General features: G+C 73.6%; 25 protein-coding genes. 7 read left to right on the forward strand and 18 right to left on the reverse strand.

Annotated elements, in window-relative coordinates; genetic code table 11:
• Positions 1 to 78 precede the first annotated feature (78 nt).
• Complete coding sequence (locus tag IE94_RS0110845) at positions 79 to 840, forward strand: GntR family transcriptional regulator (RefSeq protein ID WP_030181684.1); 762 nt, start codon at positions 79 to 81, stop codon at positions 838 to 840.
• Between the two features lie 13 nt (positions 841 to 853).
• On the opposite strand, the gene IE94_RS0110850 is transcribed toward IE94_RS0110845, so the two are convergent.
• The 3 genes from IE94_RS0110850 to IE94_RS0110860 all read right to left on the reverse strand — a co-directional run bounded on the left by IE94_RS0110850 (position 854) and on the right by IE94_RS0110860 (position 3936).
• Entirely contained in the window at positions 854 to 2008 is a 1155-nt protein-coding gene (locus IE94_RS0110850; protein ID WP_030181686.1) for an ROK family transcriptional regulator, read from the reverse strand.
• Positions 2009 to 2101: 93 nt separating this feature from the next.
• Complete coding sequence (locus IE94_RS0110855) at positions 2102 to 2764, reverse strand: response regulator transcription factor (protein WP_030181691.1); 663 nt, start codon at positions 2762 to 2764, stop codon at positions 2102 to 2104.
• 14 nt (positions 2765 to 2778) lie between these two features.
• Entirely contained in the window at positions 2779 to 3936 is a 1158-nt protein-coding gene (locus IE94_RS0110860) for a sensor histidine kinase (RefSeq protein ID WP_030181692.1), read from the reverse strand.
• A gap of 108 nt (positions 3937 to 4044) precedes the next feature.
• Between IE94_RS0110860 and IE94_RS0110865 the strand changes: the two genes are divergently transcribed.
• From IE94_RS0110865 to IE94_RS0110875, 3 genes are all read left to right on the forward strand, one after another.
• Positions 4045 to 4971 carry an ABC transporter ATP-binding protein gene (locus IE94_RS0110865; RefSeq protein ID WP_030181693.1) on the forward strand — a complete coding sequence of 309 codons (927 nt, stop codon included), beginning with the start codon at positions 4045 to 4047 and terminating at the stop codon, positions 4969 to 4971.
• On the forward strand, positions 4968 to 5693 hold the full coding sequence (locus tag IE94_RS0110870) for an ABC transporter permease (RefSeq protein ID WP_030181694.1): 726 nt from the start codon (positions 4968 to 4970) through the stop codon (positions 5691 to 5693). The genes IE94_RS0110865 and IE94_RS0110870 overlap by 4 nt, the downstream gene beginning before the upstream one ends.
• Before the next feature lie 66 nt (positions 5694 to 5759).
• Positions 5760 to 6200: a hypothetical protein gene (locus tag IE94_RS0110875; RefSeq protein WP_030181696.1), complete on the forward strand. Its 441-nt coding sequence runs from the start codon at positions 5760 to 5762 to the stop codon at positions 6198 to 6200.
• Between the two features lie 44 nt (positions 6201 to 6244).
• Here the strand turns inward: IE94_RS0110875 and mug are convergent, their stop codons facing one another.
• The 10 genes from mug to bioB form a co-directional block, all read right to left on the reverse strand.
• On the reverse strand, positions 6245 to 6781 hold the full coding sequence (mug, locus tag IE94_RS0110880) for a G/U mismatch-specific DNA glycosylase (RefSeq protein ID WP_078606461.1): 537 nt from the start codon (positions 6779 to 6781) through the stop codon (positions 6245 to 6247).
• Between the two features lie 20 nt (positions 6782 to 6801).
• Positions 6802 to 8244, reverse strand: a complete 1443-nt coding sequence (gene purB / locus IE94_RS0110885) for an adenylosuccinate lyase (protein WP_030181701.1) — start codon at positions 8242 to 8244, stop codon at positions 6802 to 6804.
• A gap of 88 nt (positions 8245 to 8332) precedes the next feature.
• Positions 8333 to 9112, reverse strand: a complete 780-nt coding sequence (locus IE94_RS0110890; protein WP_030181703.1) for an SGNH/GDSL hydrolase family protein — start codon at positions 9110 to 9112, stop codon at positions 8333 to 8335.
• A 117-nt stretch (positions 9113 to 9229) separates the two neighbouring features.
• Positions 9230 to 10243 carry a hemolysin family protein gene (locus IE94_RS0110895; protein WP_030181711.1) on the reverse strand — a complete coding sequence of 338 codons (1014 nt, stop codon included), beginning with the start codon at positions 10241 to 10243 and terminating at the stop codon, positions 9230 to 9232.
• Positions 10240 to 11649, reverse strand: a complete 1410-nt coding sequence (locus IE94_RS0110900; RefSeq protein ID WP_106977807.1) for a hemolysin family protein — start codon at positions 11647 to 11649, stop codon at positions 10240 to 10242. The genes IE94_RS0110895 and IE94_RS0110900 overlap by 4 nt, the downstream gene beginning before the upstream one ends.
• Before the next feature lie 82 nt (positions 11650 to 11731).
• Positions 11732 to 12340 carry a GNAT family N-acetyltransferase gene (locus IE94_RS0110905; RefSeq protein WP_280922696.1) on the reverse strand — a complete coding sequence of 203 codons (609 nt, stop codon included), beginning with the start codon at positions 12338 to 12340 and terminating at the stop codon, positions 11732 to 11734.
• Between the two features lie 159 nt (positions 12341 to 12499).
• Positions 12500 to 13177, reverse strand: coding sequence for a class I SAM-dependent methyltransferase (locus tag IE94_RS0110915; RefSeq protein ID WP_030181718.1), 678 nt, complete (start codon positions 13175 to 13177; stop codon positions 12500 to 12502).
• Positions 13178 to 13656: 479 nt separating this feature from the next.
• Positions 13657 to 14373: a dethiobiotin synthase gene (gene bioD / locus IE94_RS0110920; RefSeq protein WP_030181721.1), complete on the reverse strand. Its 717-nt coding sequence runs from the start codon at positions 14371 to 14373 to the stop codon at positions 13657 to 13659.
• Between the two features lies 1 nt (position 14374).
• Positions 14375 to 15661: an adenosylmethionine--8-amino-7-oxononanoate transaminase gene (locus tag IE94_RS0110925; RefSeq protein WP_030181724.1), complete on the reverse strand. Its 1287-nt coding sequence runs from the start codon at positions 15659 to 15661 to the stop codon at positions 14375 to 14377.
• Positions 15654 to 16889, reverse strand: coding sequence for a biotin synthase BioB (gene bioB, locus IE94_RS0110930; RefSeq protein WP_030181726.1), 1236 nt, complete (start codon positions 16887 to 16889; stop codon positions 15654 to 15656). The genes IE94_RS0110925 and bioB overlap by 8 nt, the downstream gene beginning before the upstream one ends.
• Positions 16890 to 17039: 150 nt before the next feature.
• Here bioB and IE94_RS0110935 point away from each other — a divergent pair, with 150 nt between their 5' ends.
• Positions 17040 to 18167 carry an 8-amino-7-oxononanoate synthase gene (locus IE94_RS0110935; RefSeq protein WP_030181727.1) on the forward strand — a complete coding sequence of 376 codons (1128 nt, stop codon included), beginning with the start codon at positions 17040 to 17042 and terminating at the stop codon, positions 18165 to 18167.
• A 42-nt stretch (positions 18168 to 18209) separates the two neighbouring features.
• Here IE94_RS0110935 and IE94_RS0110940 read toward each other — a convergent pair whose 3' ends face one another.
• Entirely contained in the window at positions 18210 to 18440 is a 231-nt protein-coding gene (locus tag IE94_RS0110940) for a DUF397 domain-containing protein (protein ID WP_030181728.1), read from the reverse strand.
• 21 nt (positions 18441 to 18461) lie between these two features.
• Positions 18462 to 19322 (reverse strand): helix-turn-helix domain-containing protein, encoded by an 861-nt coding sequence (locus IE94_RS0110945; protein ID WP_030181731.1) that lies wholly within the window; start codon positions 19320 to 19322, stop codon positions 18462 to 18464.
• A 216-nt stretch (positions 19323 to 19538) separates the two neighbouring features.
• Between IE94_RS0110945 and IE94_RS0110950 the strand changes: the two genes are divergently transcribed.
• Positions 19539 to 20051, forward strand: a complete 513-nt coding sequence (locus IE94_RS0110950; RefSeq protein ID WP_030181735.1) for an ATP-binding protein — start codon at positions 19539 to 19541, stop codon at positions 20049 to 20051.
• Here the strand turns inward: IE94_RS0110950 and IE94_RS0110955 are convergent.
• From IE94_RS0110955 to IE94_RS0110965, 3 genes are all read right to left on the reverse strand, one after another.
• Positions 20022 to 20495, reverse strand: a complete 474-nt coding sequence (locus IE94_RS0110955; RefSeq protein ID WP_030181736.1) for a C40 family peptidase — start codon at positions 20493 to 20495, stop codon at positions 20022 to 20024. The two genes, IE94_RS0110950 and IE94_RS0110955, sit on opposite strands and share 30 nt — an antisense overlap.
• 510 nt (positions 20496 to 21005) lie before the next feature.
• A complete protein-coding gene (locus IE94_RS0110960) occupies positions 21006 to 21314 on the reverse strand; it encodes a hypothetical protein (protein ID WP_030181739.1) in 309 nt (102 codons plus the stop codon).
• 7 nt (positions 21315 to 21321) lie between these two features.
• Positions 21322 to 21957, reverse strand: a complete 636-nt coding sequence (locus IE94_RS0110965) for an ATP-dependent Clp protease proteolytic subunit (RefSeq protein WP_030181742.1) — start codon at positions 21955 to 21957, stop codon at positions 21322 to 21324.
• A 110-nt stretch (positions 21958 to 22067) separates the two neighbouring features.
• Here IE94_RS0110965 and IE94_RS0110970 point away from each other — a divergent pair, with 110 nt between their 5' ends.
• A complete protein-coding gene (locus tag IE94_RS0110970; RefSeq protein WP_030181745.1) occupies positions 22068 to 22349 on the forward strand; it encodes a type II toxin-antitoxin system Phd/YefM family antitoxin in 282 nt (93 codons plus the stop codon).
• Positions 22350 to 22425: the final 76 nt, after the last annotated feature.

A 22425-nucleotide genomic window follows, 5' to 3' on the forward strand; every position in this document is an offset into this window, starting at 1 on the left:
GTCGCAGAGAACTGCAACAACCTTTAATAAACAAGGGCGTCAAAACGCCGCCGGACCACGGCGATTGCGGAGGACAGGGTGGGGACCACGCAGTTGGAAACGGTGCCGGAGCCGAAGTACTGGCACCTCAGGACCGTGCTCAGCGAGGCCCTGGACTCGGAGTTCGAGGTGGGGGAGATCCTGCCCAACGAACGCGACCTCGCCGCCCGCTTCGGCGTCGCCCGCGCGACCCTCCGCCAGGCCCTGGAGCAGCTCGAGCTGGAGGGCAGGCTCCAGCGCCGCCGCGGCGTCGGTACGACCGTGGCCCCGCCGCGCGTCGGCGTGGCCGTCGGCACCCGGGAGCACACCTGGCCCGGGACGGCCGACGACGCCTGGCAGCCGGCCGACTGCCACCTCGCGGCACCTCCCGCGGCCGTGGCCGACGCGCTCGGTACGGACCGCGACGCGCCCGTCCACACCGTCCGCCGCTCCCGCGTGAGCCACGGGCTGCCCGTCGCCGCCGAACTGCTGTACATCCCGCCGTCCTCGGTGCCCGGGCTCACCGCCATCGACGCGCCCTCCGGCCCCGCCCGCGCGCGTGCCGTGCTGCGCGAACTGCAGCGCGGTGACCTGGAGCGCCAGGAGAGCTCCGTCGAGCTGGGTTCGGCCGGCGCGGACGACGCGAAGGAGCTGGACCGCCTTCCGGGCGCGCCCGTCCTCGTGGTGACCACCCGCTACCTCGCCGAGGGCCGTACCGCCGCCCTCTCCGTCGCCACCTACCGCGCGGACACCTGCCGGCTGACGTTCGGCGACTTGGGCGACGTGGAGATCCACCACGGCCCCCGGACCCAGGCGTCCTGACCGCCCGACCGGGTCAGCGGCGGGCCGTCGCGCCCTCGACCGCGAACAGCTGCTCCTCCACATGGTCGAGGGCGAGCCGCAGCGCCCCCGTCGCCACCGCCGCCTCGCCGAGCAGCGACAGGGCCACGCGCGGCGGACGCAGGCAGTAGCGGGCCAGTTCCCGGCGCAGCGGCTCCAGTACGCCGTCGAGACCGGCCGCCCAGCCGCCGATGACGACCATCTCGGGATCGAGCGCGAGCGCCAGGGCCGCCACGTCGTGCACCAGCCGCTGGATGAAGCGCTCGACGGCCGCGCGGGCCCGCTCGTCGCCCTCACGGGCCTCGGCGAAGACCTTGGCGACCGCCTGCTCGTCCAGCGGGTGCAGCGGCTGGTCCGTGGTGGACAGCAACGTCTCCGGCGTCACGTCCCGGCCCAGCAGGTGCAGCGCGCCGATCTCCCCGGCCGCCCCGCCGTACCCCCGGTGCAGCCGCCCGCCGATCAGCGCCCCGGCCCCCGGACTGAGCCCGGCCAGCACGAACACGATGTCGTCGCACTCGGTGGCGGTCCCCTTCCAGTGCTCGGCGACGGCCGCCGCGTTCGCGTCGTTCTCCACCAGCACCGGGCACCTGAACGAGCGGCTCAGCCGCTCACCCAGGCCGAGACCCGTCCACCCGGGCAGCGCCGTGCCCAGGCGGACCGTGCCGTCCGCCTCGACGATGCCGGGCGTGGCCGCGCCCACCGCCCGCAGCGAGCCGCGCGCCACACCGGCCCGGCGCAGCAGCTCCGCGACGGCCGTGCGCAGCCGCTCCAGCCGCTCGTCGGCCGGCGCGTTCTCGTCCACGTCCTTGGCCTGGGCACCGATCACCCGGCCGTCCAGGTCGGACAGGAGCGCGGCGACGCGGTGCGGACCGATCTCCAGGCCCAGCAGGTGTCCGGCCTCCGCGCGGAACCGGAACCGCCGAGCGGGCCGCCCCTGGCGCCGGGCCGTACCCTCGTCGGCGGCCGCCTCGACGACCAGACCGGCCTCGATCAGCCCCTCGACGACGCCCTCGACGGTCGGCCGGGACAGGCCCGTCACCCGGGTGATCTCGGTCAGCGTCGCGGAGTCCGTCGCACGCAACGCGTGCAGCACCACGGCGGAGTTGATCCTCCGCAACAGCGACGGGTCCCCGCCGGTCAGGCCTGTCAAGGTCCGTCCTCCCAGCTCGTGCGCGTGTGGGCCGGATGGTACTCGGCCCGCCGCACCCCGGCGAGTTCCGGTTCCGTTTCCGGCCCGCCGGCCTCACCCGGGCGCCACGAACCCCGACTCGTACGCCGTGATCACCGCCTGGGTCCGATCCCGCGCCCCCAGCTTCGCCAGTACGGCGCTCACGTGCGACTTCACCGTCTCGGTGCCGACCACCAACCGGGCGGCGATCTCCGCGTTCGACAGGCCCCGCGCCATCAGCCGCAGCACCTCCCCCTCCCGCTCGGTCAACCGGGCGCGCTCCACCTCGGCGCGGGCCGCGCGGTTGCCGCCGCCGTCGCCGTACTCGGCGGCCAGTCGCCGCACCGAGGCGGGGAACAGCAGGGACTCGCCCTCCGCGATCAGCCGTACCGCGTGCACGATCTCGGCCGGGCGGGCGCGCTTGAGCAGGAACCCGTCGGCGCCCGCGCGCAGCGCCTCGTACACGTACTCGTCGTTCTCGAAGGTCGTCACCACGAGGATCTTCGGCGGGTCGGCCACCGTCCGCAGCAGCGCGCGCGTCGCCTCGATGCCGTCCAGCAACGGCATCCGGACGTCCATCGCGACCACGTCCGGCCGCACCTGCCGCACCAGCGGGATGACCGCCGCGCCGTCCGCCGCCTCCCCGACCACCTCGATGTCCGGCTGTGCCTCCAGCACGGCGCGCAGACCGGCGCGCACCAAGGGTTCGTCGTCCACGAGGAGCACTCTGACCGGCATCCGGCCAGCGTAGATCAGCCCGGCGGCAGCTCCACGCGCACCGTCCAGTCCCCGGCCTCGTCCGGCCCCGTGTGCGCCCGGCCGCCCAGCAGCGCCGCCCGTTCACGGATGCCCCGCAGGCCCCCGCCGCGCCCCGGCGCGGCGCTCGCGTCCGGCAGCGGATTGCGTACGTCCAGGGTGAGCACCCCGTCCGCCACGTCGACGCGGACCCGGGTCGGCACGGCACCCGCGTGCCGCAGCACATTGGTCAGCGCCTCCTGAAGGATGCGGTAGCCCTCGCGGGAGACATGGCCCGGCAGCGTCTCCACCGGGCCCGCGACCTCGGCGTCGACCTTGGCCCCCGAGGCCCGGGCGGACTCCAGCAGGCGGTCGGCGTGCGCGAGCGTGGGTCTGCTGCTCGCCGGCCGCTCCGACTCCCGCAGCACACCGAGCACCCGCTCCAGGTCCTCCAGAGCCGCCCTGCCGGTCTCCTCGATCGCGGTCAGGGCCCGGCCGGTGAACTCCGCGCTGTTCGCGGCGCGCGCGGCCCCGGCCTGGACGACCGCGACGGTCAGCGCGTGGCCGATGGAGTCGTGCAGTTCGCGTGCGATGCGGTTGCGCTCCAGGAGTTGCTCGGTGCGTTCCTCCAGGGCACTGAGGCGTTCGGCCGCGGAAGGCCCGAGCAGCGCACGGGCCCCGGCCGCGGCCAGGGCGCCGAGGCCGACCACGGCGCCGTACAGCGCGAGCAGGGGAAGCGGGGCGATGAGGAGGTACGCCCAGTGCGGCGCCGCGTCCCGCAGGATCGGGATGTCGTCCACCCGGTGGCCCAGGGCGCGCCGGACCAGCTCGATCGTGAGCACCGGCAGCCAGACGCAGACGCCCGTGGTCAGGGCGCCCAGCAGCATGCGCAGTTGCAGCCATGCCGTCGTGCGCAGCCGGTCGCGCCAGTTCGCCGAGGGGGCCACGGAGAAGGCGGCGTCGTCGAGGCCGGGTGTGAGCAGCAGCCGGGCCTGCACGCCCTCGCCGGTGCGCACCGCCGGGATCAGACCGACCGGGACCAGCACCGCCGCCGGCACCCACACGGTCGTCTCGTCGATGAACATCCACACACTGACCACGAGCATGGGCACCCACAGGTGCAGCAGGCGTGTGTAGGTCGTCCCCCGCCACAGCGGGCGCAGCAAGCGGAGCATCCCCCCATCGTGTCAGCAGCCACCGGCACCCGACCTCCCCCGCACGGGGGAGCCGGTGTCCACCGGCGGGGGAGGCCCCGCCCCCGCACCGACCGGCACACTGCTGCCATGACCAGCATCGACGTCCAGAACCTCACCAAGGAGTACGGCACCCGGCGAGCCGTCGACGACCTCACCTTCACCGTGCGTCCCGGCGGCGTCACCGGCTTCCTCGGCCCCAACGGCGCCGGCAAGTCCACCACCGTGCGGCTCGTGCTGGGCCTGGACCGGCCCACCTCCGGGACGGCGACCGTCGGCGGACGTGCCTACACCGCCCTCCACGAGCCGTTGCGGCACGTCGGTGCCCTGCTCGACGCGGACGCGGCCCACGGATCGCGCACCGCGCGGGACCACCTCCGCGTCCTGGCGGTGAGCAACCGCGTCCCCGCGCGGCGGGTCGACGAGGTGATGGAGGAGACGGGCATCGCGTCCGTGGCGCACCGCCGGGTGAAGACGTACTCCCTGGGCATGCGCCAGCGGTTGGGCATCGCCGCGGCGCTCTTGGGCGACCCCGGCGTGGTGATACTGGACGAGCCCTCCAACGGGCTGGACCCCGAGGGCATCATCTGGGTGCGCGAACTGCTGCGCCGGCTCGCGGCCGAGGGACGCACGGTGCTGGTCTCCAGCCACCTGATGAACGAGACCGCCTCCTTCGCCGACCACCTCGTCGTCCTCGGCCGGGGGCGCCTGCTCGCCGACACGCCGATGCGGGAGTTCATCGACGCGCGCGTGCGGCCACGGGTGCGCGTCCGGACGCCGGACCCGACCGCGCTGAAAGCCGCCCTCGCCCGGCACGGGCACGACGCCGTGGAACACGAGGACGGGTACTGGACCGTGCACCACGCGCGCGTGGACGACGTCGGCCGGATCGTGTCCGGCGCGGGCGTGCCCGTCCTCGAACTGGCCGCGGACCAGGGCACGCTGGAACAGGCCTACCTCGACCTGACCGCCACCGAGACCGAGTTCACCACACACCCCAAGGAGGCCCGGCCATGAACCTGACGCCCGTCCTGCGCGCGGAGGCGCTCAAGGTGCTCACCCTGCGCTCGCTGTGCGGCACCCTGGCAGCCCTGTTCGCCGTCACCACGGCGTTCTCCGCACTGGCCGGGGCCTCCGGCGCCTCCGACCCGGACTTCGACCCGCTGTTCACGTCCCTGTCCGGCGTCATGCCCGGCCAGATCGCGGCCATCGCCTTCGGGGCCGTCGTGGTCTCCTCCGAGTACCAGGGCAACGGGATCCGGCTCTCCCTGGCGGCCGTCCCGCAGCGCGGGCGGTGGTTCGCGGCGAAGCTGGTGGTCGTCGCCGTACCGGCCCTCGCGGTGGGGCTGGTCACCGCACTCGCCGCCCTGCTCGCCGCGCGGGCGGGCCTCGGCGCGGCGGCCGACGCGCTCACCGTCGGCGAACAGGTCCGCGGCGTCGTGGGCTGCGGGATCTACCTCATGCTCATCGCCCTCTTCGCGGCCGGACTCACCACCCTGTTCCGCAGCGGGGTGGCCACCCTGTCCACGCTGGTCCCCTTCATCCTCGTCGTCTCCTTCGTGATCGGGGACGCGGCGGGCACCGTCGCCGACTTCCTGCCGGACAAGTCAGGGCAGATCGTGCTGTACCGGACGCGCGAAGGGGCCCTCGGTCCCTGGACGGGCCTCGCGGTGACCGCGCTGTGGGCGGCGGGCGCGCTCCTCGCCGGATTCTGGCGGCTGCGCCGCCGTGACGCCTGACCCCGGACGGAGCGGGGGCCGACTGACGCCCCGCCAATTGTCAGTGGCGGCGGGTTTACTGGACACATGAACATCGCGCGGCACCTCGCCCTCGTCGACGAGCTGTGCTTCCGGCCCTTCCCGGCGGAGCACGGCTCGTCGGACGAGGGCACGGCGGCGCCCGGGTACGTCACGGCCGTGCTGGAGAGCAGCCGCGGCCTGGGCGGCCGGGACCCGGCGGAGCGGGCGGCGACGGTCGAGCAGTACGAGAAGGGCAGGGACGCTCTGTACGAGCGGCTCGCCCCGCGCTGGGGCGAGACGGACCCCTACAACCTCCAGACGGTCCTGCTGCGGACCGAGCGGGAGGCGATACCCGAGCCGTGGGCCGGTCTGAGCGCCCGCGCGGGGGTGGCGTACGTCTGGGAGGCCGAGGGCACCGGCCGCTGGGTCGCGGTCGCCGTCGCCGACCGCGACGAGGCGGACGAGGTGCGGCTGCTGGCGGTGGTCACGCAGGAGGCACCACCGTGACCGCCGCTCACACCCGGGTCACCGGCCCCGCGCCGGCACCCGGTCTACGCCCGGGGCTCGGTCTCCCACGCCGCCTCGCGCAGCCGCGCGTACTCCTGCGCCATCGTCTGCGCGGTCCAGTGTGCGTTGAGCCCGCTGGGATTGGGCAGCACCCACACGCGCGTGCTCCCGAAGGTCCGCTCCTGCGGCCCCACCCGGGCCCTCGGCTCGTCGAACGCCGCCCGGTACGCGGTGACACCCACCACCGCCAGCCAACCGGGCCGCAGCCGCGCCACCTTCTGCGCCAGCAGCCGGCCGCCCTCCCGGTACTCCTCCGCGCTCAGCTCGTCCGCCCGCGCGCTGGCCCGCGCCACGACGTTCGTGATACCGAGCCCGTACGAGGGCAACTCGTCCTGCTCCGAAGGCTTCAGCAGCCGCGGGGTGAACCCGGACAGATGCAGCACGGGCCAGAAGCGGTTGCCGGGACGGGCGAAGTGGTGTCCCGTCGCCGCCGTCATCAGACCGGGATTGATGCCGCAGAAGAGCACCCGCAGGCCGTCCGCGACGACGTCCGGTACGAGACGGTCGCGGGCGGCCTCCAGTTCGGCCCGGGTGAAGCGGGTCAGAGGATCGCTCCGGGGGTGTAACCCGCGGCCTCCGGGTGCCGCTTGACGAGCTCCTCGATCCGGCCGACGACGACACCGACCTGGTCGGCCGCGGCGCCGGTGAAGGAGAGCTTGTCGGCCATCAGCGCGTCCAGGGCGGCGCGGTCCAGCGGGATGCGGTCGTCCGCCGCCAGCTTGTCCAGCAGCTCGTTGCGCTCGGCACCCTGCTCGCGCATGGCCAGCGCGGAGGCGACCGCGTTCTCCTTGATGGCCTCGTGCGCGACCTCGCGGCCGACACCGGCGCGCACCGCGCCCATCAGCACCTTGGTGGTGGCCAGGAACGGCAGGTAGCGGTCCAGCTCCCGGGCCACGACGGCCGGGAAGGCACCGAACTCGTCGAGCACGGTCAGGAAGGTCTCCAGCAGCCCGTCGAGGGCGAAGAACGCGTCGGGGAGGGCCACCCGGCGCACCACCGAGCAGGACACGTCGCCCTCGTTCCACTGGTCGCCCGCCAGCTCGCCGGTCATCGAGGCGTAGCCGCGCAGGATCACCATCAGGCCGTTGACGCGCTCGCAGGAGCGGGTGTTCATCTTGTGCGGCATCGCGGACGAGCCGACCTGGCCGGGCTTGAAGCCCTCGGTGACCAGCTCGTGCCCGGCCATCAGCCGGATGGTCTTGGCCAGCGAGGACGGCGCCGCCGCCAGCTGCACCAGCGCGGTGACGACCTCGTAGTCCAGGGAGCGCGGGTAGACCTGGCCGACCGAGGTGAAGGCCTGCGAGAAGCCGAGGTGCCCGGCGATCCGCCGCTCCAGCTCGGCGAGCTTGCCCGCGTCGCCGCCGAGCAGGTCCAGCATGTCCTGGGCGGTGCCGACCGGGCCCTTGATGCCGCGCAGCGGGTAGCGGCCGAGCAGCTCCTCCAGCCGGCCGTGGGCGACCAGCAGCTCGTCGGCGGCGGTGGCGAACCGCTTGCCCAGCGTGGTGGCCTGCGCGGCGACGTTGTGCGAGCGACCGGCCATCACCAGCTCGGCGTACTCGCCGGCCAGCTTGCCGAGGCGGGCCGCGACGGCCACCGAACGGTCGCGGATCAGCTCCAGCGACAGCCGGATCTGCAACTGCTCGACGTTCTCCGTGAGGTCGCGGGAGGTCATGCCCTTGTGCACGTGCTCGTGCCCGGCGAGCTCGTTGAACTCCTCGATCCGCGCCTTCACGTCGTGCCGCGTGACCTTCTCGCGCTCGGCGACGGAGGCCAGGTCGACCTGGTCGAGCACGCGCTCGTAGTCGGCGATCGCGGCGTCGGGCACTTCGATGCCCAGGTCCTTCTGGGCCCGCAGCACGGCGAGCCAGAGCCGGCGCTCGAGCCTCACCTTCTCCTCGGGCGACCAGAGGGTGGCGAGCTCGGCGGAGGCGTAGCGTCCGGCGAGGACGTTCGGGATGCGGGGCTTGGCGGGAGCAGAAGTCACGTAGACGGATTCTACTGGCGATTCGTGCAGGTCGGCGTCGCGGGGTTGTTCGTCGGAAACTACGAACGCCGGGGGGACCCGCGGAGGGTCACGCCGGATCCTCGTACGGCAGCAGCACCGGGCGCTTGGGCGGCAGGCCGTCGCCGGACGAGCGGCCCGTCAGCCTGCGGCCTATCCAGGGCAGCAGGTGCTGCCGGGCGAAGCGGACGTCCGCGGTGCGGCGGGTGACCCAGCCGGGCGGCGGCGTCGCCGGGACCGGCGCGTGCCACTCGGGGTCCTCGGGCTCGTGGCCGAGCGTCTGCCACACGGCCTCGGCGACCCGGCGGTGCCCCTCGGCGGTCAGGTGCAGCCGGTCCACGTCCCACAGGCGCGGGTCGGCCAGCGACCGGGCGCCGTACAGGTCCACGACCACGGCGCCGTGCCGCTCGGACAGGTCGTCGATGATCGCGAACAGCGCCTCCATGCGCGGCCGGAACCGGTCCAGCACGGGGCCCTGGCGGCCGGGGCTGCGCATCAGCACAAGCTGCTTGCAGTTCGGGGCCAGCCGTTCCACCGCCTGCGTGAGCAGGTCCCTGACCCGCGCCATGTCGCACTTGGGCCGCAGCGTGTCGTTGAGCCCGCCGACCAGCGTGATCACGTCGGCGCCCATGGCCGCGGCCACGTCCACCTGCTCGTCGACGATCTGTCCGATCAGCTTTCCGCGCACCGCGAGGTTGGCGTACCGGAAGCCGGGGGATCGGGCCGCCATCCGCGCGGCGAGAAGGTCGGCCCAGCCCCGGTAGGAGCCGTCGGGCAGCCGGTCCGACATGCCCTCGGTGAAGGAGTCGCCGACGGCGACGAGGCTGGTGTACGTGGGGTTCGTCTGCATGGCGACGGAAATGATAACGCCCGCACATACCCGCCGGTCGGTCGCCCTTCCCGGGCCCGCGTCCCGGGACGGACCCGCCTCCCGGGACGGGCCCGGGCGGGCCGGGGCGCGGCGGGCTCAGGCGCGCTGCCCGAACAGCTCCCGCAGCACGTCCTCCATGGTCACCAGACCCGCCAGCCGTCCGTCGGAGCCGAGTACCGCCGCCAGATGCGTACGGCTGCGCCGCATGGCGGTGAGGACGTCGTCCAGCGGGGTGCGCTCGCGCACCCGGGCGATCGGACGCATGTCCCGCAGGCGGAAGGGCAGGTCCCGCGGCGAGGCGTCCAGGGCGTCCTTCACATGCAGGTAGCCGACGATCCGCCGCCCGTCGTCCACCACGGGGAAGCGGGAGAACCCCGACTGCGCCGACAGCCGTTCCAACTGCTCCGGGGTGATGCCCACGCGCGCGTGGACGACGCGTTCCAGCGGCAGCACCACGTCCCGGACCGGCCTGCGGCCCAGCTCCAGGGCGTCGTACAGCCGCTCCCTGGCCCGGTCGTCGATCAGCCCGGCCTCACCGGCGTCCTTGACGATCTCCGCCAGCTCCGCGTCCGTGAAGGTCGCCGCCACCTCGTTCTTCGCCTCGACCCTGAGCAGCTTGAGCAGCCCGTTGGCGAAGGCGTTGACCGTGAAGATCACCGGGCGCAGGGCCCGGGACAGCGCCACCAGCGGCGGTCCGAGGAGAAGCGCGCTGCGCACGGGCTCGGCCAGCGCGATGTTCTTCGGCACCATCTCGCCGAGCAGCATGTGCAGATACGTCGCGAGCGCCAGGGCGATCACGAAGGACACCGCGTGCCCGGCGCCCGACGGCACGCCCACCGCGTGGAACACCGGCTCCAGCAGGTGCGCGATCGCCGGTTCCGCGACCACACCGAGGACCAGCGTGCACAGCGTGATGCCCAGCTGCGCCGCCGCCAGCAGCGCCGACACGTGCTCCAGCCCCCACAGCACGCGCTTCGCCCGGGCGTCGCCCTCCTCGGCGTACGGCTCCACCTGGCTGCGGCGCACGGAGATGAGCGCGAACTCGGCGCCCACGAAGAACGCGTTGACGACCAGGGTCGCCAGACCGATCAGCAGCTGTACGGCGGTCACCGGCCGGCCCCCCCTTCGTCCCCGTCTCCGTTCCCGTTCCCGTGCCCGTCCCCGTCGGCGCCGAAGCCGGGGCCGGCCGCGTGGCCCGGGTCGCCCGCGTCGTTCAGGGGAGCGTGCATCAGCACCCGGGCGGCCCTGCGCCCCGTGGCGTCCACGACGTCCAGCCGCCAGCCGGCGACATCGAGACGGTCGCCGACGGCGGGGATGCGCCCGAGACCCGCCGCGACCAGCCCCGCGACCGTCTCGTACGGGCCCTCGGGCACCCGCAGTCCCAGCCGCTCCAGCCGGTCCACGCGCGCCGAACCGTCGGCCCAGTACAGCGCGTGCCCCTCCTCGTCCGTCCCGGCCGCGTCGAGGTCGGGCGTCTCGTGCGGATCGTGCTCGTCCCGCACCTGGCCGACCACCTCCTCGACGATGTCCTCCAGCGTGGCCACGCCCGCCGTCCCCCCGTACTCGTCGATCACCACCGCCATCGTGCGCCGACCGGAGAGCCGGTCCAGGAGCCGGTCCACGGTCAGCGACTCGGGGACGAGCAGCGGCTCGCGCATCAGGTCGGAGACCGGCATCCCGGACCGCCGCTCGGCGGGCACCGCCAGGACGTCCTTGACGTGCGCCGTCCCGACCACGGCGTCGAGACTGTCCCGGTAGACCGGGAACCGGGACAGCCCCGTCGCCCGCGTCGCGTTGGCCACGTCCTCGCAGGTCGCCCGGGCGTCCAGGGCCACCACCTGGACGCGCGGGGTCATCACCTGCTGCGCCGTCAGGTCGGCCAGGTTCAGGGTGCGCACGAACAGCTCGGCGGTGTCGGCCTCCAGCGCGCCCTCCTTGGCGGAGTGCCGGGCCAGCGCCGCGAGCTCCTGCGGTCCGCGCGCGGACGCCAGCTCCTCGGCGGGCTCCACACCGAAGCGGCGCACGACACGGTTGGCGGTGTTGTTCAGGTGGGTGATGAAGGGCCGGAAGGCGGCGCTGAACCAGCGTTGCGGGCCGCCCACCCGCTTGGCCACGGCCAGCGGCGAGGAGATCGCCCAGTTCTTCGGGACCAGCTCGCCGACGATCATCAGGAACACCGTCGACAGGGCCGTGCCCAGCACCAGCGCCAGTGAGGACGCCGCCGAACGCGACACCCCGAGGTTCTCCAGCGGCCCCGCGATCAGCGCCGCGACCGACGGCTCGGCGAGCATGCCGACCACCAGGTTGGTGACCGTGATGCCGAGCTGCGCGCCGGAGAGCTGGAAGGTCAGGTTCCGGACGCCCTTGAGGGCACTCGCCGCGCCCCGCTCACCACGCGCCGCGGCCCGCTCCAGTTCACCCCGTTCGACGGTGGTCAGCGAGAACTCGGCCGCGACGAAGGCGCCGCACAAGAGCGAGAGCAGGATCGCCACCAGCAGCAGGAGCACTTCGGTCATCGGGTCACCTCGGATCCATGATCGGCCAGGACCCGGAGGTTCGCCCGATGTTCAAGCCTTCAACCTTTCGTCCCGCGATCGCTCAGCCGGTGAGGTGCTTCACCCAGCGCCGCCACTGCTCCTGCGGCTCGTACCCGGCGGCCCGCCAGGCATGCTGGGCGCGCTCGTTGCGCACCAGCACCATCGCGTCCCCGCGGCGCCCGCCCAGCCGGACGAAGCGCTCGTCGGCCGCCGTGAGCAGGGCCGTCCCGATGCCCCGTCGCCGGTGGTCCGGGTGCACCGCCAGCCGGTACAGATGGCAGCGCCAGCCGTCGAAGCCCGCGATCACCGTGCCCACCAGCTCCCCGTCGCGCTCCGCCAGGAGCAGGGCGTCCGGGTCGCGCGCCACCAGGCGCTCCACGCCCTCCCGGTCGTCGCTGATGCTCGTCCCCTCGGCGGCCGTCTTCCAGAAGGCCAGCACGGCGTCCAGCTCCTCGGGCCCGGCGGGCCGTATGCGCAGATCACTCATGCCGCGATCCCACCACGCGCGCCGGACCCCGGTGCGGTGATTCCGGCATGCGGACCGGCGCCGCGCACGCGTGGACCGGCGGCGGTCAGTCCTCGCGCAGCGCCCGCAGCACCGGCGCGAAGGTCTCCATGAACGGCTCCAGCACCTGGTCCCGGGGTGAGGTGCGCGATGCGCTCCAGGCAGGGCCGGACGGCGGACTCACGGTCCTCCGTGACGGCGACCATCCGGATGAGCGGGTTCAGCCCCGCCGGTTCCTGGCGGCCGGCCGCCAGCTCCGGGAGAGGCGTCGGTCGGGGAGATCGCCGACGTACCGCGCGGCCGGGCCGGGTGACCGCGGACCCTTCAGGACGGTCGCCAGGCCGTGCCGAGGGCGCAGTACGAACTCGGCAGCGCCGGCCCGTTCTCCGGCATCATCACCCGCCGGTACGGCCCGAGCGCGAACCCCGCCTCCCGCAGCGCGGCCACCGGTTCGCGGGAGAGGTGGCAGCCGCCGGACAGGGGAGGCCACAGTGTCCGGTCCAGCGCGCGCTGGGTGAAGGTCATCACCCGCCCGCCGCCGCGGCCGTGCTCGAAGAACCGCACCTGCCCGCCGGGGCGCAGCACCCGCCGCAGCTCCGCGAGCGCCCGTGGCACGTCCCGGACGCTGCACAGCACCAGTGAGACCACGGCCGCGTCGAAGGCCTCGCTCTTGACCGGCAGGGCCTCCGCCGCGCCGGGCGCCACGTCCACCGGCACCCGGGCGCGCAGCGCCGCCTCCACCGCCAACTGCCGCAGCACCCGTTCCGGTTCGATGGCGACGACCTCGCAGACGGTGCCCGGATAGTGCGAGAAGTTCAGCCCGTTGCCCGCGCCGACCTCGATCACCCGACCGGACAGCCCGGCGAGCAGCCGCTCGCGGACGCGGGCCATGCCCATGCGGGTCTCGGCGCCTACACTGAACCGGGCGTAGCAGCGGGCGAACAGCGGATGGTGCACGGCGTCGCGCGGCACCCCGCGGTCACGGACGGATCGCAGCGGCATGGGACCTCCCTCACGAGGTGGCGCCTTACCGCGATTGTCCCCCGCCCCACCGCCCCTCACCCACCGCACGACCGACTCTCCCCGAGCGCCCCCGCCGGGCCCGGGGAGACGCCCCTGGTCACGGGCGAACGCGCCCGCCCCCCGGCCCAGGGCCAATGCGGGGGACGCGGACGCGTTCGCTTCCCCGTGCCCGGGTCCCCGCGGGGTACTGCGGGCCGGGACCGGTGCGGGGCCGGACGCATGCGCGTTGCCGTGCCCATGGGGGGAGACGCGATCCGGTCAGGGCGCCTGCCGGGTGCGGTAGGCGCCCTCGCCCCCGGCGTCTGCGGTCGCGGGGGTGGTGTGGTGGTGGCGAAGGGGGCGTGCCTGTCCTTCGCCACTGCCGCCACTGCCGCCACTGCCGCCGGTGCGGCCGGTGCGGCCGGTGTGGGGCCGGACGCATGCGCGTTGCCGTGCCCATGGGGGGAGGCACGGTCCGGTCAGGGCGCCTCCCGGGTGCGGAACGCGTCCGCGTCCCAGGTGCCGGACAGCGGGGGTGCCAGCCAGTGGGGTGCCGTCGAGCGGAAGGCGGCCGGGGCGAGGGTGCCCGCTCCGGCGGGTACCGCGCCGAGAAGGGGGGCGCCGGAGACGTCCGGGAGGTCCGCGAGGTTGCAGCGGGCGGCGAGGTCCGGGGCGCCGGGCCAGCTGCCGATCACCAGCCCCGGCAGCTCCAGCCCCCGGGAACGCAGCTCGCGTGCCGTCAGCTCCGTGGTGTTGAGCGTGCCCAGCCCCGCCGACGTCACCACCAGCACCGGTGCGCCCAGGAGACCGGCGACGTCCGCCAGTGTTCCGCCGGCCGCGTCGAAGCGTACGAGCAGTCCGCCCGCGCCCTCGACCAGCACCAGGTCGTGCTCGGTGGCCAGCTTGGCCGCCGCCTCGGCGACCTCACCGGGGCGCACCGGCGCCCGGCCCGCCCGGCGCGCGGCCGTGCCCGGCGCCAACGGCTCGGGGAACCGCGCCACTTCGGCCACCGTCACCCCGCCCGCGAGCCGTGCCACCTCCTGGGCGTCCCCGGCCTCGTCCGGCCCCACGCCCGTCTGCGCGGCCTTCAGCACGGCCACCGACCGGCCGCCCGCCAAGGCCGTCGCGGCGACGGCGGCGGTCACGACCGTCTTGCCGACCTCCGTGCCCGTGCCCGTGATCACCAGTACCGGCATGTCATCCCTCCCGTGCCGCCGCGCACACCGCGCGCGCGATGCGTGCCACGTCGGCGTCGCCCGTGACGTACGGCGGCATGGTGTAGACCAGGTCGCGGAACGGGCGCAGCCACACGCCCTCGCGCACGGCCGCCTCCGTCGCCGTCCGCAGGTCGACGGGGTGGTCGAGCTGGACCACCCCGATCGCGCCGAGCACCCGTACGTCGCGCACCCCCGGCAGCCCGGCGGCGGGCGCGAGCCCCTCGGCCAGACCCGTCTCGATCCGCTTGACCTCCGCCCGCCAGTCCTGGCCGAGCAGCAGTCCGATCGACGCGCACGCCACCGCCGCCGCCAGGGGATTGCCCATGAACGTCGGCCCGTGGGCCAGCACCGGCACCTCGCCCCGCGAGATGCCCTCGGCCACCCGCGTGGTGCACAAGGTGGCCGCCATCGTCAGATAGCCGCCGGTCAGGGCCTTGCCCACACACATCACGTCCGGCGTCACCGCCGCGTGCTCCGCCGCGAACATCGCGCCCGTCCGCCCGAACCCGGTGGCGATCTCGTCGAACACCAGCAGCACGCCGTGCGCGTCGCACGCCTCCCGCAGCACGCGCAGATAGGCGGGGGAGTAGAAGCGCATCCCGCCCGCGCCCTGCACCACCGGCTCCACGATCACCGCGGCCAGTTCGTCGGCGTGCCGCTCGATCAGCGACCGCAGGTGATCGGCGTACGCCTCCGCGTACTCCGGCGGCGGCGCGTCGGCGAAGACCTGGCGCGGCAGGACGCCGGACCACAGCTCGTGCATCCCGCCTTCCGGGTCGCACACCGACATGGGCTGCCAGGTGTCGCCGTGGTAGCCGCCGCGCCAGGTGAGCAGGCGGTGCTTGCCGGGGCGGCCGAGCGAACGCCAGTACTGGAGGCACATCTTCACGGCGACCTCGACCGACACCGACCCGGAGTCGGCGAGGAAGACGTGCTCCAGCCCCTCGGGTGACATGTCGACAAGGAGCTTCGCCAGCCGCACGGCGGGCTCGTGGGTGAGCCCGCCGAACATCACGTGGCTCATCCGTGCCAACTGCTCGCGCGCGGCCTCGTTCAGCACCGGGTGGTTGTAGCCGTGGATCGCCGACCACCAGGACGACATCCCGTCGACCAGCTCCCCGGAGCCGTCGGCCGGCCGCAGCCGGACCCCGCTCGCCGACTCCACGACGAGCGGGTCCTGCCGGCCGGGCATGGGCCCGTACGGGTGCCACACGTGCCGCCGGTCCAGCTCCAGCAGCTCGGCGACGTTCGACGCGGGCTCAGGCATTGGGGGCGAGGTCCGTCCCGGCGCCGCGGCGGCGCACCGCCACCAGGTCCGTACGGGGCTCCTCGGCGAGGCGCGGCGAGGCCGGCGCGGCGGCGGGCGCCGGGGCGCACACCCCGCCACCCGCGTGCGAGCCGCAGCCCCCCGCACCGCTGCCGTCCTCGTGCGCACCGCATCCGCCACCGCCCTCCCCGGAGCCGGAGCCGCAGCCGCAGCCCCGGGCGGTCGCGCGGTGCTCCGGCAGGGTGACCTCCCCGGCACCCTCCACCTCGAAGCCGGCGTCCGCGATCATCTCCAGGTCGGCGTGGCCCGCCTGGCCCTCGCTGGTGAGGTAGTCGCCGAGGAAGATCGAGTTGGCCAGGTGCAGGGCCAGCGGCTGCATCGTGCGCAGATGCACCTCGCGCCCCCCGGCGATGCGCACCTCGACGTCCGGGCAGACGAACCGCGTCATCGCCAGGATGCGCAGGCAGCGCTGCGGGGTGAGGTGCCACTCCTTGGCGAGCGGGGTGCCCTCCATCGGGATCAGGAAGTTGACCGGCACCGAGTCCGGGTCCAGCTCGCGCAGCGAGAACACCACGTCGACCAGGTCCTCGTCACTCTCGCCCATCCCGGCGATGAGACCCGAGCAGGCGGACAGCCCGGCGGCGTGCGCCTTGTTCACCGTGTCCACCCGGTCGGCGTACGTGTGGGTGGTCGTGATGTCGCCGTACGTCGACTCGGAGGTGTTGAGATTGTGGTTGTAGGCGTCGGCACCGGCCTCCCGCAGCCGCTCCGCCTGACCCTCCGAGAGCAGCCCCAGGCAGGCGCACACCTCGACGGACTCGTTCTGCTCCTTGATGGCCCTGATGGTGTCCGAGACCCGGTCCACGTCCCGGTCGGTCGGACCGCGTCCGCTGGCCACCAGGCACACCCGCTTGGCGCCGCCGGACACCCCCGCCGAGGCCGCCGCGGAGGCCTGCTCGGGCTTCAGCCAGGTGTACTTGAGGATCTCCGCCTTGGAGCCCAGCCGCTGCGAGCAGTACGAGCAGTCCTCGGGGCACAGGCCCGACTTGAGGTTGACGAGGTAGTTGAGCTTCACCCGTCGGCCGAACCAGTGGCGGCGCACCTTGCCGGCCGCGGCCACCACGTCGAGCACGTCGTCGTCGGAAGTGGCGAGGACGGCGAGCGCCTCCTCGCGGGTCGGCGACTCGCGCCGAAGCCCCTTGTCCACCAGCGTGTTCAGCAGGTCCATGAGAGCCGATCCTGTCCTAAGGGGCCGTGCGCGGCCAAGGAGACTTTGCACAACACTGACAGATCGACGTGTGGGTATTGCCACACCTCGCGGGGGTGGCCGGACCGCTAATGTCTGTTCATTGCCTACAAAACCCCGGAGGACGGCCCCATGGCGTTCGGCTGGATCGACGAGCAGGACCGGGCGCGCCGGGAGGCGGGACTCGTACGGGTGCTGCGCCCCCGTCAGGCAGCCTCGCCGCTGCTGGACCTGGCGAGCAACGACTACCTGGGACTGGCCCGGCACCCGGAGGTCGTCGAAGGGGCGGCCTCGGCCGCGCGGACCTGGGGCGGCGGTGCGACCGGCTCGCGGCTCGTGACCGGCACGACCGCGCTGCACGCCGAACTCGAGCGGGAGCTGGCCGATTTCTGCGGGTTCGAGGCCGCGCTCGTCTTCTCGTCGGGCTACGCGGCCAACCTCGCCGCGGTCACCGCGCTGGCCCCGCACGGCAGTCTCGTCGTCTCGGACGCGGGCAACCACGCCTCACTGATCGACGGTTGCCGGCTCGCCCGCGGCACCACCCAGGTCGTGGGGCACGCCGACCCGGACGCCGTGCGCAAGGCACTGGCGGCGCACGACGGTCCCGCCCTCGCCGTCTCCGACACAATCTTCTCGGTCGACGGCGACGCCGCGCCCCTGGCCGGGCTCGCCGAGACGTGCCGGGCGCACGGGGCCGGGCTGATCGTCGACGACGCCCACGGGCTCGGCGTCCTCGGCGACGGCGGCCGGGGTGCCGTGCGGGGTGCGGGCCTCGCGGGATGCGAGGACGTCGTCGCGACCGTCACGCTGTCCAAGTCGCTCGGCGCCCAGGGCGGCGCCGTACTGGGCCCCGCCCGGGTGATCGCCCACCTGGTCAACGCGGCGCGGACGTTCATCTTCGACACCGGACTGGCCCCCGCGGCGGTGGGGGCGGCCCTGGCGGCGCTCAGACTGCTCGGTCGCGAGCCGGAGCGTGCGGCACGGGCCCGCGCCGTCGCCGCCGCGCTGCACGAGCGCCTGACCGCCGCGGGTCTGGACGCGGTACGCCCGGACGCCGCGGTCGTCTCGGTGCGCGCGCCGTCCCCGGAGGGGGCCGTGCGGTGGGCGGCCGACTGCCGGGCGGCCGGCCTGTCCGTGGGCTGCTTCCGCCCTCCTTCGGTGCCCGACGGCATCTCACGGCTCAGGCTGACCGCCCGCGGGGACCTCTCCGGGGAACAGATCGAGCGCGCTGTACGGGTGATCGGCGACACGCGGCCATGAGTCGGCGTGACACGGCCGTGTGCCGTGCGGTGTCCGACGGGGTCAGCCCAGCCGGACACCGGCGGTGAACGTAGTCCAGCTCTCGGGGGAGAAGAGCAGGGCGCGTCCGGCCGGGTTCTTGGAGTCGCGCACGGCGAGCAGTCCGGCCCAGGGACCGGCCGACGGACGGGCCGTCTCCACACAGTTGTTCGCTCCGGTGCTGTAACTGCTGCGCAGCCACCGCACGCCGGTCATATCGGTGCTGACAGGGATGTTCCGGGGACGTTCGGACATGAAGCCTGACATGGTGCCTCCTCACGCGCCTGCCGCGGTCGCGGCGATGAAGTCCAACGAGTCCTCGGGCGAAAGGGCATGGATCAGAAGGGCGTTGAAGGCCTCGGTATAGGCCTCTAGGTCTTCTTTCCGGTCGAGGTGCAAGCTACTCGTCAAGTGGTCGAGAACAACCACATCCAGATCGGAAGTGCTCGCAAAAGAGAAGATTACGAAAGGGCCGGTGACGCCGATGTGCGCCCCGGCGGCAAAGGGCAGGACCTGGAGGCGGACATGGGGGAGTCGCGCGGCCTCGACGAGTCTGGCCAGTTGACGGGTCATCACCCCCGGCCCGCCCACCTCGCGGCGCAGCACCGCCTCGTCCAGGACCGCGCTCAGCTCCAGGGGCGGTTCGCCGCGCAGCACGTCCTGCCGGGCCAGCCGGACCTCCACCAGCGTGTCCAGCCGTTCCGCCGGCATGCCTTCCACCGCGGCCCGCGTCACCGCGCGGGCGTACTCCGGCGTCTGGAGCAGGCCGGGCACCACCGTCGTCTCCAGGGTGCGCATCGCGCTGGCCTGCGACTCCAGGCTGATGAAGTCGCGGTAGGTCGGTGGCAGCACCCCGCGGTACGCGTGCCACCAGTGGTTGCGTCCGCCCGCGTCCTCGGAGCGTGCCAGCATCTCCAGCAGCCCCCGCAGTTGCTCGTCGTGCACGCCGTAGGCGTCCAGCAGTAACCGCACGTCGGCCGGTTTCGCCCCGCTCGTCCCCGTCTCGATCCTGCTGACCTTCGACTGGTGCCAGCCCACGAGCCGGGCCGCCTCGCCGCTGGTGATGCCCGCCGTCGTGCGCAGGGCGCGCAGTTCCGCGCCCAGCTTGCGGCGGCGCACCACGGGACCGTGCTGCATGGGACAACTCCCTTACTCCTTATGAGCCGCCCAAATACGCTCTGCCGTCGCAGAGTTCACCGCTTCGAGCGACAGATATATGCATATCTTGGTGGATCGCCGCCCTTCGCGGGTGTGGTGATGGCACGCTGGCGACGAAGCACCAGTCCGGGACCGTACTCGAACCATCCGCTCCGTGTCGGGCCTGCGGTCCCGTGAGAAAGGGACGACGTCGCCATGGCAGACCATCTGGAAGCATCCGTCACTCTGCCGAGCGATCCCGCCTCGGTGGCCGCCGCGCGGACCTATGTGGTCGGCACCCTGGCGGAATGGGGGCTGCCGGGCGACGCCGGCCTGGCCGAGACGGTGCGGCTCATCGTCTCCGAACTGGCGACCAACGCGGTCCAGCACACCTTCGGGCAGTCGCCCACCTTCACGGTGGACCTCGTCCTCGACCGTGACGAGCGGCTGCGTCTCGGCGTCACCGACAGCCACCCGCGCTTCCCCAAGCGGCTGCCCGCCGCCGTCCAGCAGGACAACGGGCGGGGCATGGTGATCATCCGCTGGCTGACCGCCGAGTGCGGCGGCAGGCTGAGGGTCCGGCCCACGCGCGAGGGCGGCAAGACCGTCGCCGTCGAACTGCCCTGGACGCTCCCGGGCGAGCCGGCGGCACGGGCGGGGGTGACGGCGGGGCAGAACGCCGTCACCCCGGCGGGCGGGCTACTTGACCCGGCCGTACCAGACGCTTGAGGTCCAGATCTTCTGCAACCGCACCACGTCCCCGGTCTTCGGAGCGTGCCAGAGCCTGCCCTTCCCGGCATAGATGCCCACGTGGTAGACACTCCGGCCGGAGTGGAAGAACACGAGGTCACCGGCCTTGCGGTTCTTGGCCGAGACGTGACGGGTCCTGTTGTACTGCTGGGCCGCGGTGCGCGGCAGCTTCTTGCCGGCCTTCTTGAACGAGTACAGCGTCAGGCCGGAGCAGTCGAACCGGTGGGGGCCGGTGGCGCCCCAGCGGTACGGGGCACCCTGCTTGGAAGCGGCGATCCTGAGGGCTTTCGTCGCATGGCTCGCCGCGGCCGCCTCGGAGGCGACGCCCGGGACCACGACGGAACCGCCCACGGCGGCGAGAGTGAGGGCCGAGGCCGTACCGGCACGAGCCATCAGCGACGGGACACGATTGAGCGCGGACATGCGCAACCCTTCGTCAGCCGCCTGTGAAGGATGACCTGTCGGATTCGGGCTGGCGAAGTTGCCCGGCCGCACGAGTGCGGCTTCACCCCAAGGACCGCTCGGCCCGGCACCTCTCGCGGAGGCGGCCGTGCCGGCGACCCGTCGTGCTCGGGTCCTCCACTCCTGCCGATCCACTTCCTTGTCGACCGGTCGTCCGGACGGCGGCAGGACTCGGCGTCCGCCCGGACCGCCCCACCGCTGCGGCGGGGGCTTGTCGTCAGTCACGGATCTTGTCCCGCCCGAAGGGAAAATCCCAATGGAACGTGCCCTTTGTGTTGTTACGACCCACTCGCCCGTTCGGGTTGCCACCCCGTGTTCGATGTCCCGCCGAGGGCGGTGACGGCCCCGGGACCAGCGACGGAGTGGCGCGGAGCGCGGGTCGGAGCCGGGGGTCCGCAACTTCGGGGGGTCGTGAATCGGAGGTGTTCCTACGCCGAAAGGGGGTACGCCGTTCGGTCCGTTTCGACCCGGTCAGCTTCCGGAACGCGGCGGAAGGCCGACCCGTGCCGTCCGGCGCTCTCCGTCCAGCACGCGCAGCGCCCGGGCCAGGGTGGCGGCGTGCACCTCCGTCTCGCCACGCCGGTGGATCAGCGCCAGCGCGTCGCGCAGCGCCGCCGCCTTGCCGACCAGCGCCTGGGCGGCCCGCAGACCGCCGTAGGTGTCGCCCTCCCGCCCGGGGTTGATGCGTCCGAGCAGGTCGACGACGTCCAGATAGCGGTCGATGACCTCGGCCTCGGCGCGGGTCAGGGCCGGCAGCGGGGGCAACTCGGGTGGCAGCACGGGCCGATCACCTCGCGCCGAGTGCGGCGGGCGGGGTCCTGCGACCGGGCACGATCCGGTCCACCAGGCCGTACTCCAGCGCCTGTCGGGCGTCGAGGACCGTTTCCCGGTCGATGTCCGCGGCCACCTGCTCGGTACCGCGGCCGGTGTGCCGTGCGAGGATCTCCGTCAGGCGGGTGCGGGCGCGGACCAACTCGGCGGCACCGACGGCCAGGTCGCTCGCCTGCCCCCGCACCGGTTCGGTGAGCGCCGGCTGGTGGAGCACCACCCGGGCGCCCGGCAGGACGGCGCGCTTGCCGGGGGTGCCGGCCGCCAGCAGCACCGCGGCGGACGAACCGGCCTGCCCGAGGCAGGTCGTCGCCATGTCGCAGGCGACGTAGCGCATCGTGTCGTAGATCGCCGTCATCGCCGTGAAGGAGCCGCCGGGCGAGTTGACGTACAGCTCGATGTCCCGGTCCGGTGCCTGGTGCTCCAGATGCACGAACTGCGCCATCACGTCGTTTGCCGAGGTCTCGTCGATCGGTGTCCCGAGGAAGACGATCCGCTCCTGGAGCAGCCTGGAGTACGGATCCGACGTCCGGGTCCCGGAACCCGTGCGCTCGGTGAACTCGGGCAGGACATGGCGGGCGGACGGTCGGTTCATGACGAACCCCTCCTCGTGGCAGAGCCGTCTTCGGCTGCGCAGTCTCCGTAAAAAATGTACAGGACGTACGCTTTCCGGGAGGGGATTCGGGCGAACCGTAAGCTGGGGTCATGGCCTACGAGATTCCGGTGACGCAAGCCAGGGCTGAGCTCGCCGACCTGATCAACCGGGTGGTGTACGGCGGCGAGCGTGTCGTCGTGACGCGGCACGGCAAGCCTCTCGTCGCCCTCGTCTCCGCCTCCGACCTCGAACGGCTGGAGGAGGCCCAGGAGTCCCCGGAGGGTCGGGTGGTCACCTCGGTCGCCGCGGTCCACGACCCGGCCGCCGCGGCGCCGCGCGAGCACCACCGCTTCGGCATCGCTGCGGAGCACCGGGGGCCGGACCGCTCCTAGGCGGCCACGTGTCCGCGCGCGGGCATGTCTGTGAGCGGGGACATCCGTGCGCGGGCATGCGGGAGGTCACCGGCGG

It is taken from the genome of Streptomyces violaceorubidus (assembly GCF_000717995.1).
Taxonomy (GTDB): Bacteria; Actinomycetota; Actinomycetes; order Streptomycetales; family Streptomycetaceae; genus Streptomyces; species Streptomyces violaceorubidus.

Excerpts from the sequence above, each read along its gene's own strand:
- IE94_RS0110855 (WP_030181691.1), bottom strand. The coding sequence starts at position 2,764 with ATGCCGGTCAGAGTGCTCCTCGTGGACGACGAACCCTTGGTGCGCGCC.
- IE94_RS0110860 (WP_030181692.1), bottom strand. The coding sequence starts at position 3,936 with ATGCTCCGCTTGCTGCGCCCGCTGTGGCGGGGGACGACCTACACACGC.
- IE94_RS0110865 (WP_030181693.1), top strand. The coding sequence starts at position 4,045 with ATGACCAGCATCGACGTCCAGAACCTCACCAAGGAGTACGGCACCCGG.
- IE94_RS0110870 (WP_030181694.1), top strand. The coding sequence starts at position 4,968 with ATGAACCTGACGCCCGTCCTGCGCGCGGAGGCGCTCAAGGTGCTCACC.
- IE94_RS0110875 (WP_030181696.1), top strand. The coding sequence starts at position 5,760 with ATGAACATCGCGCGGCACCTCGCCCTCGTCGACGAGCTGTGCTTCCGG.
- IE94_RS0110890 (WP_030181703.1), bottom strand. The coding sequence starts at position 9,112 with ATGCAGACGAACCCCACGTACACCAGCCTCGTCGCCGTCGGCGACTCC.
- IE94_RS0110900 (WP_106977807.1), bottom strand. The coding sequence starts at position 11,649 with ATGACCGAAGTGCTCCTGCTGCTGGTGGCGATCCTGCTCTCGCTCTTG.
- IE94_RS0110915 (WP_030181718.1), bottom strand. The coding sequence starts at position 13,177 with ATGCCGCTGCGATCCGTCCGTGACCGCGGGGTGCCGCGCGACGCCGTG.
- bioD (WP_030181721.1), bottom strand. The coding sequence starts at position 14,373 with ATGCCGGTACTGGTGATCACGGGCACGGGCACGGAGGTCGGCAAGACG.
- IE94_RS0110925 (WP_030181724.1), bottom strand. The coding sequence starts at position 15,661 with ATGCCTGAGCCCGCGTCGAACGTCGCCGAGCTGCTGGAGCTGGACCGG.
- bioB (WP_030181726.1), bottom strand. The coding sequence starts at position 16,889 with ATGGACCTGCTGAACACGCTGGTGGACAAGGGGCTTCGGCGCGAGTCG.
- IE94_RS0110935 (WP_030181727.1), top strand. The coding sequence starts at position 17,040 with ATGGCGTTCGGCTGGATCGACGAGCAGGACCGGGCGCGCCGGGAGGCG.
- IE94_RS0110940 (WP_030181728.1), bottom strand. The coding sequence starts at position 18,440 with ATGTCCGAACGTCCCCGGAACATCCCTGTCAGCACCGATATGACCGGC.
- IE94_RS0110945 (WP_030181731.1), bottom strand. The coding sequence starts at position 19,322 with ATGCAGCACGGTCCCGTGGTGCGCCGCCGCAAGCTGGGCGCGGAACTG.
- IE94_RS0110950 (WP_030181735.1), top strand. The coding sequence starts at position 19,539 with ATGGCAGACCATCTGGAAGCATCCGTCACTCTGCCGAGCGATCCCGCC.
- IE94_RS0110955 (WP_030181736.1), bottom strand. The coding sequence starts at position 20,495 with ATGTCCGCGCTCAATCGTGTCCCGTCGCTGATGGCTCGTGCCGGTACG.
- IE94_RS0110965 (WP_030181742.1), bottom strand. The coding sequence starts at position 21,957 with ATGAACCGACCGTCCGCCCGCCATGTCCTGCCCGAGTTCACCGAGCGC.
- IE94_RS0110970 (WP_030181745.1), top strand. The coding sequence starts at position 22,068 with ATGGCCTACGAGATTCCGGTGACGCAAGCCAGGGCTGAGCTCGCCGAC.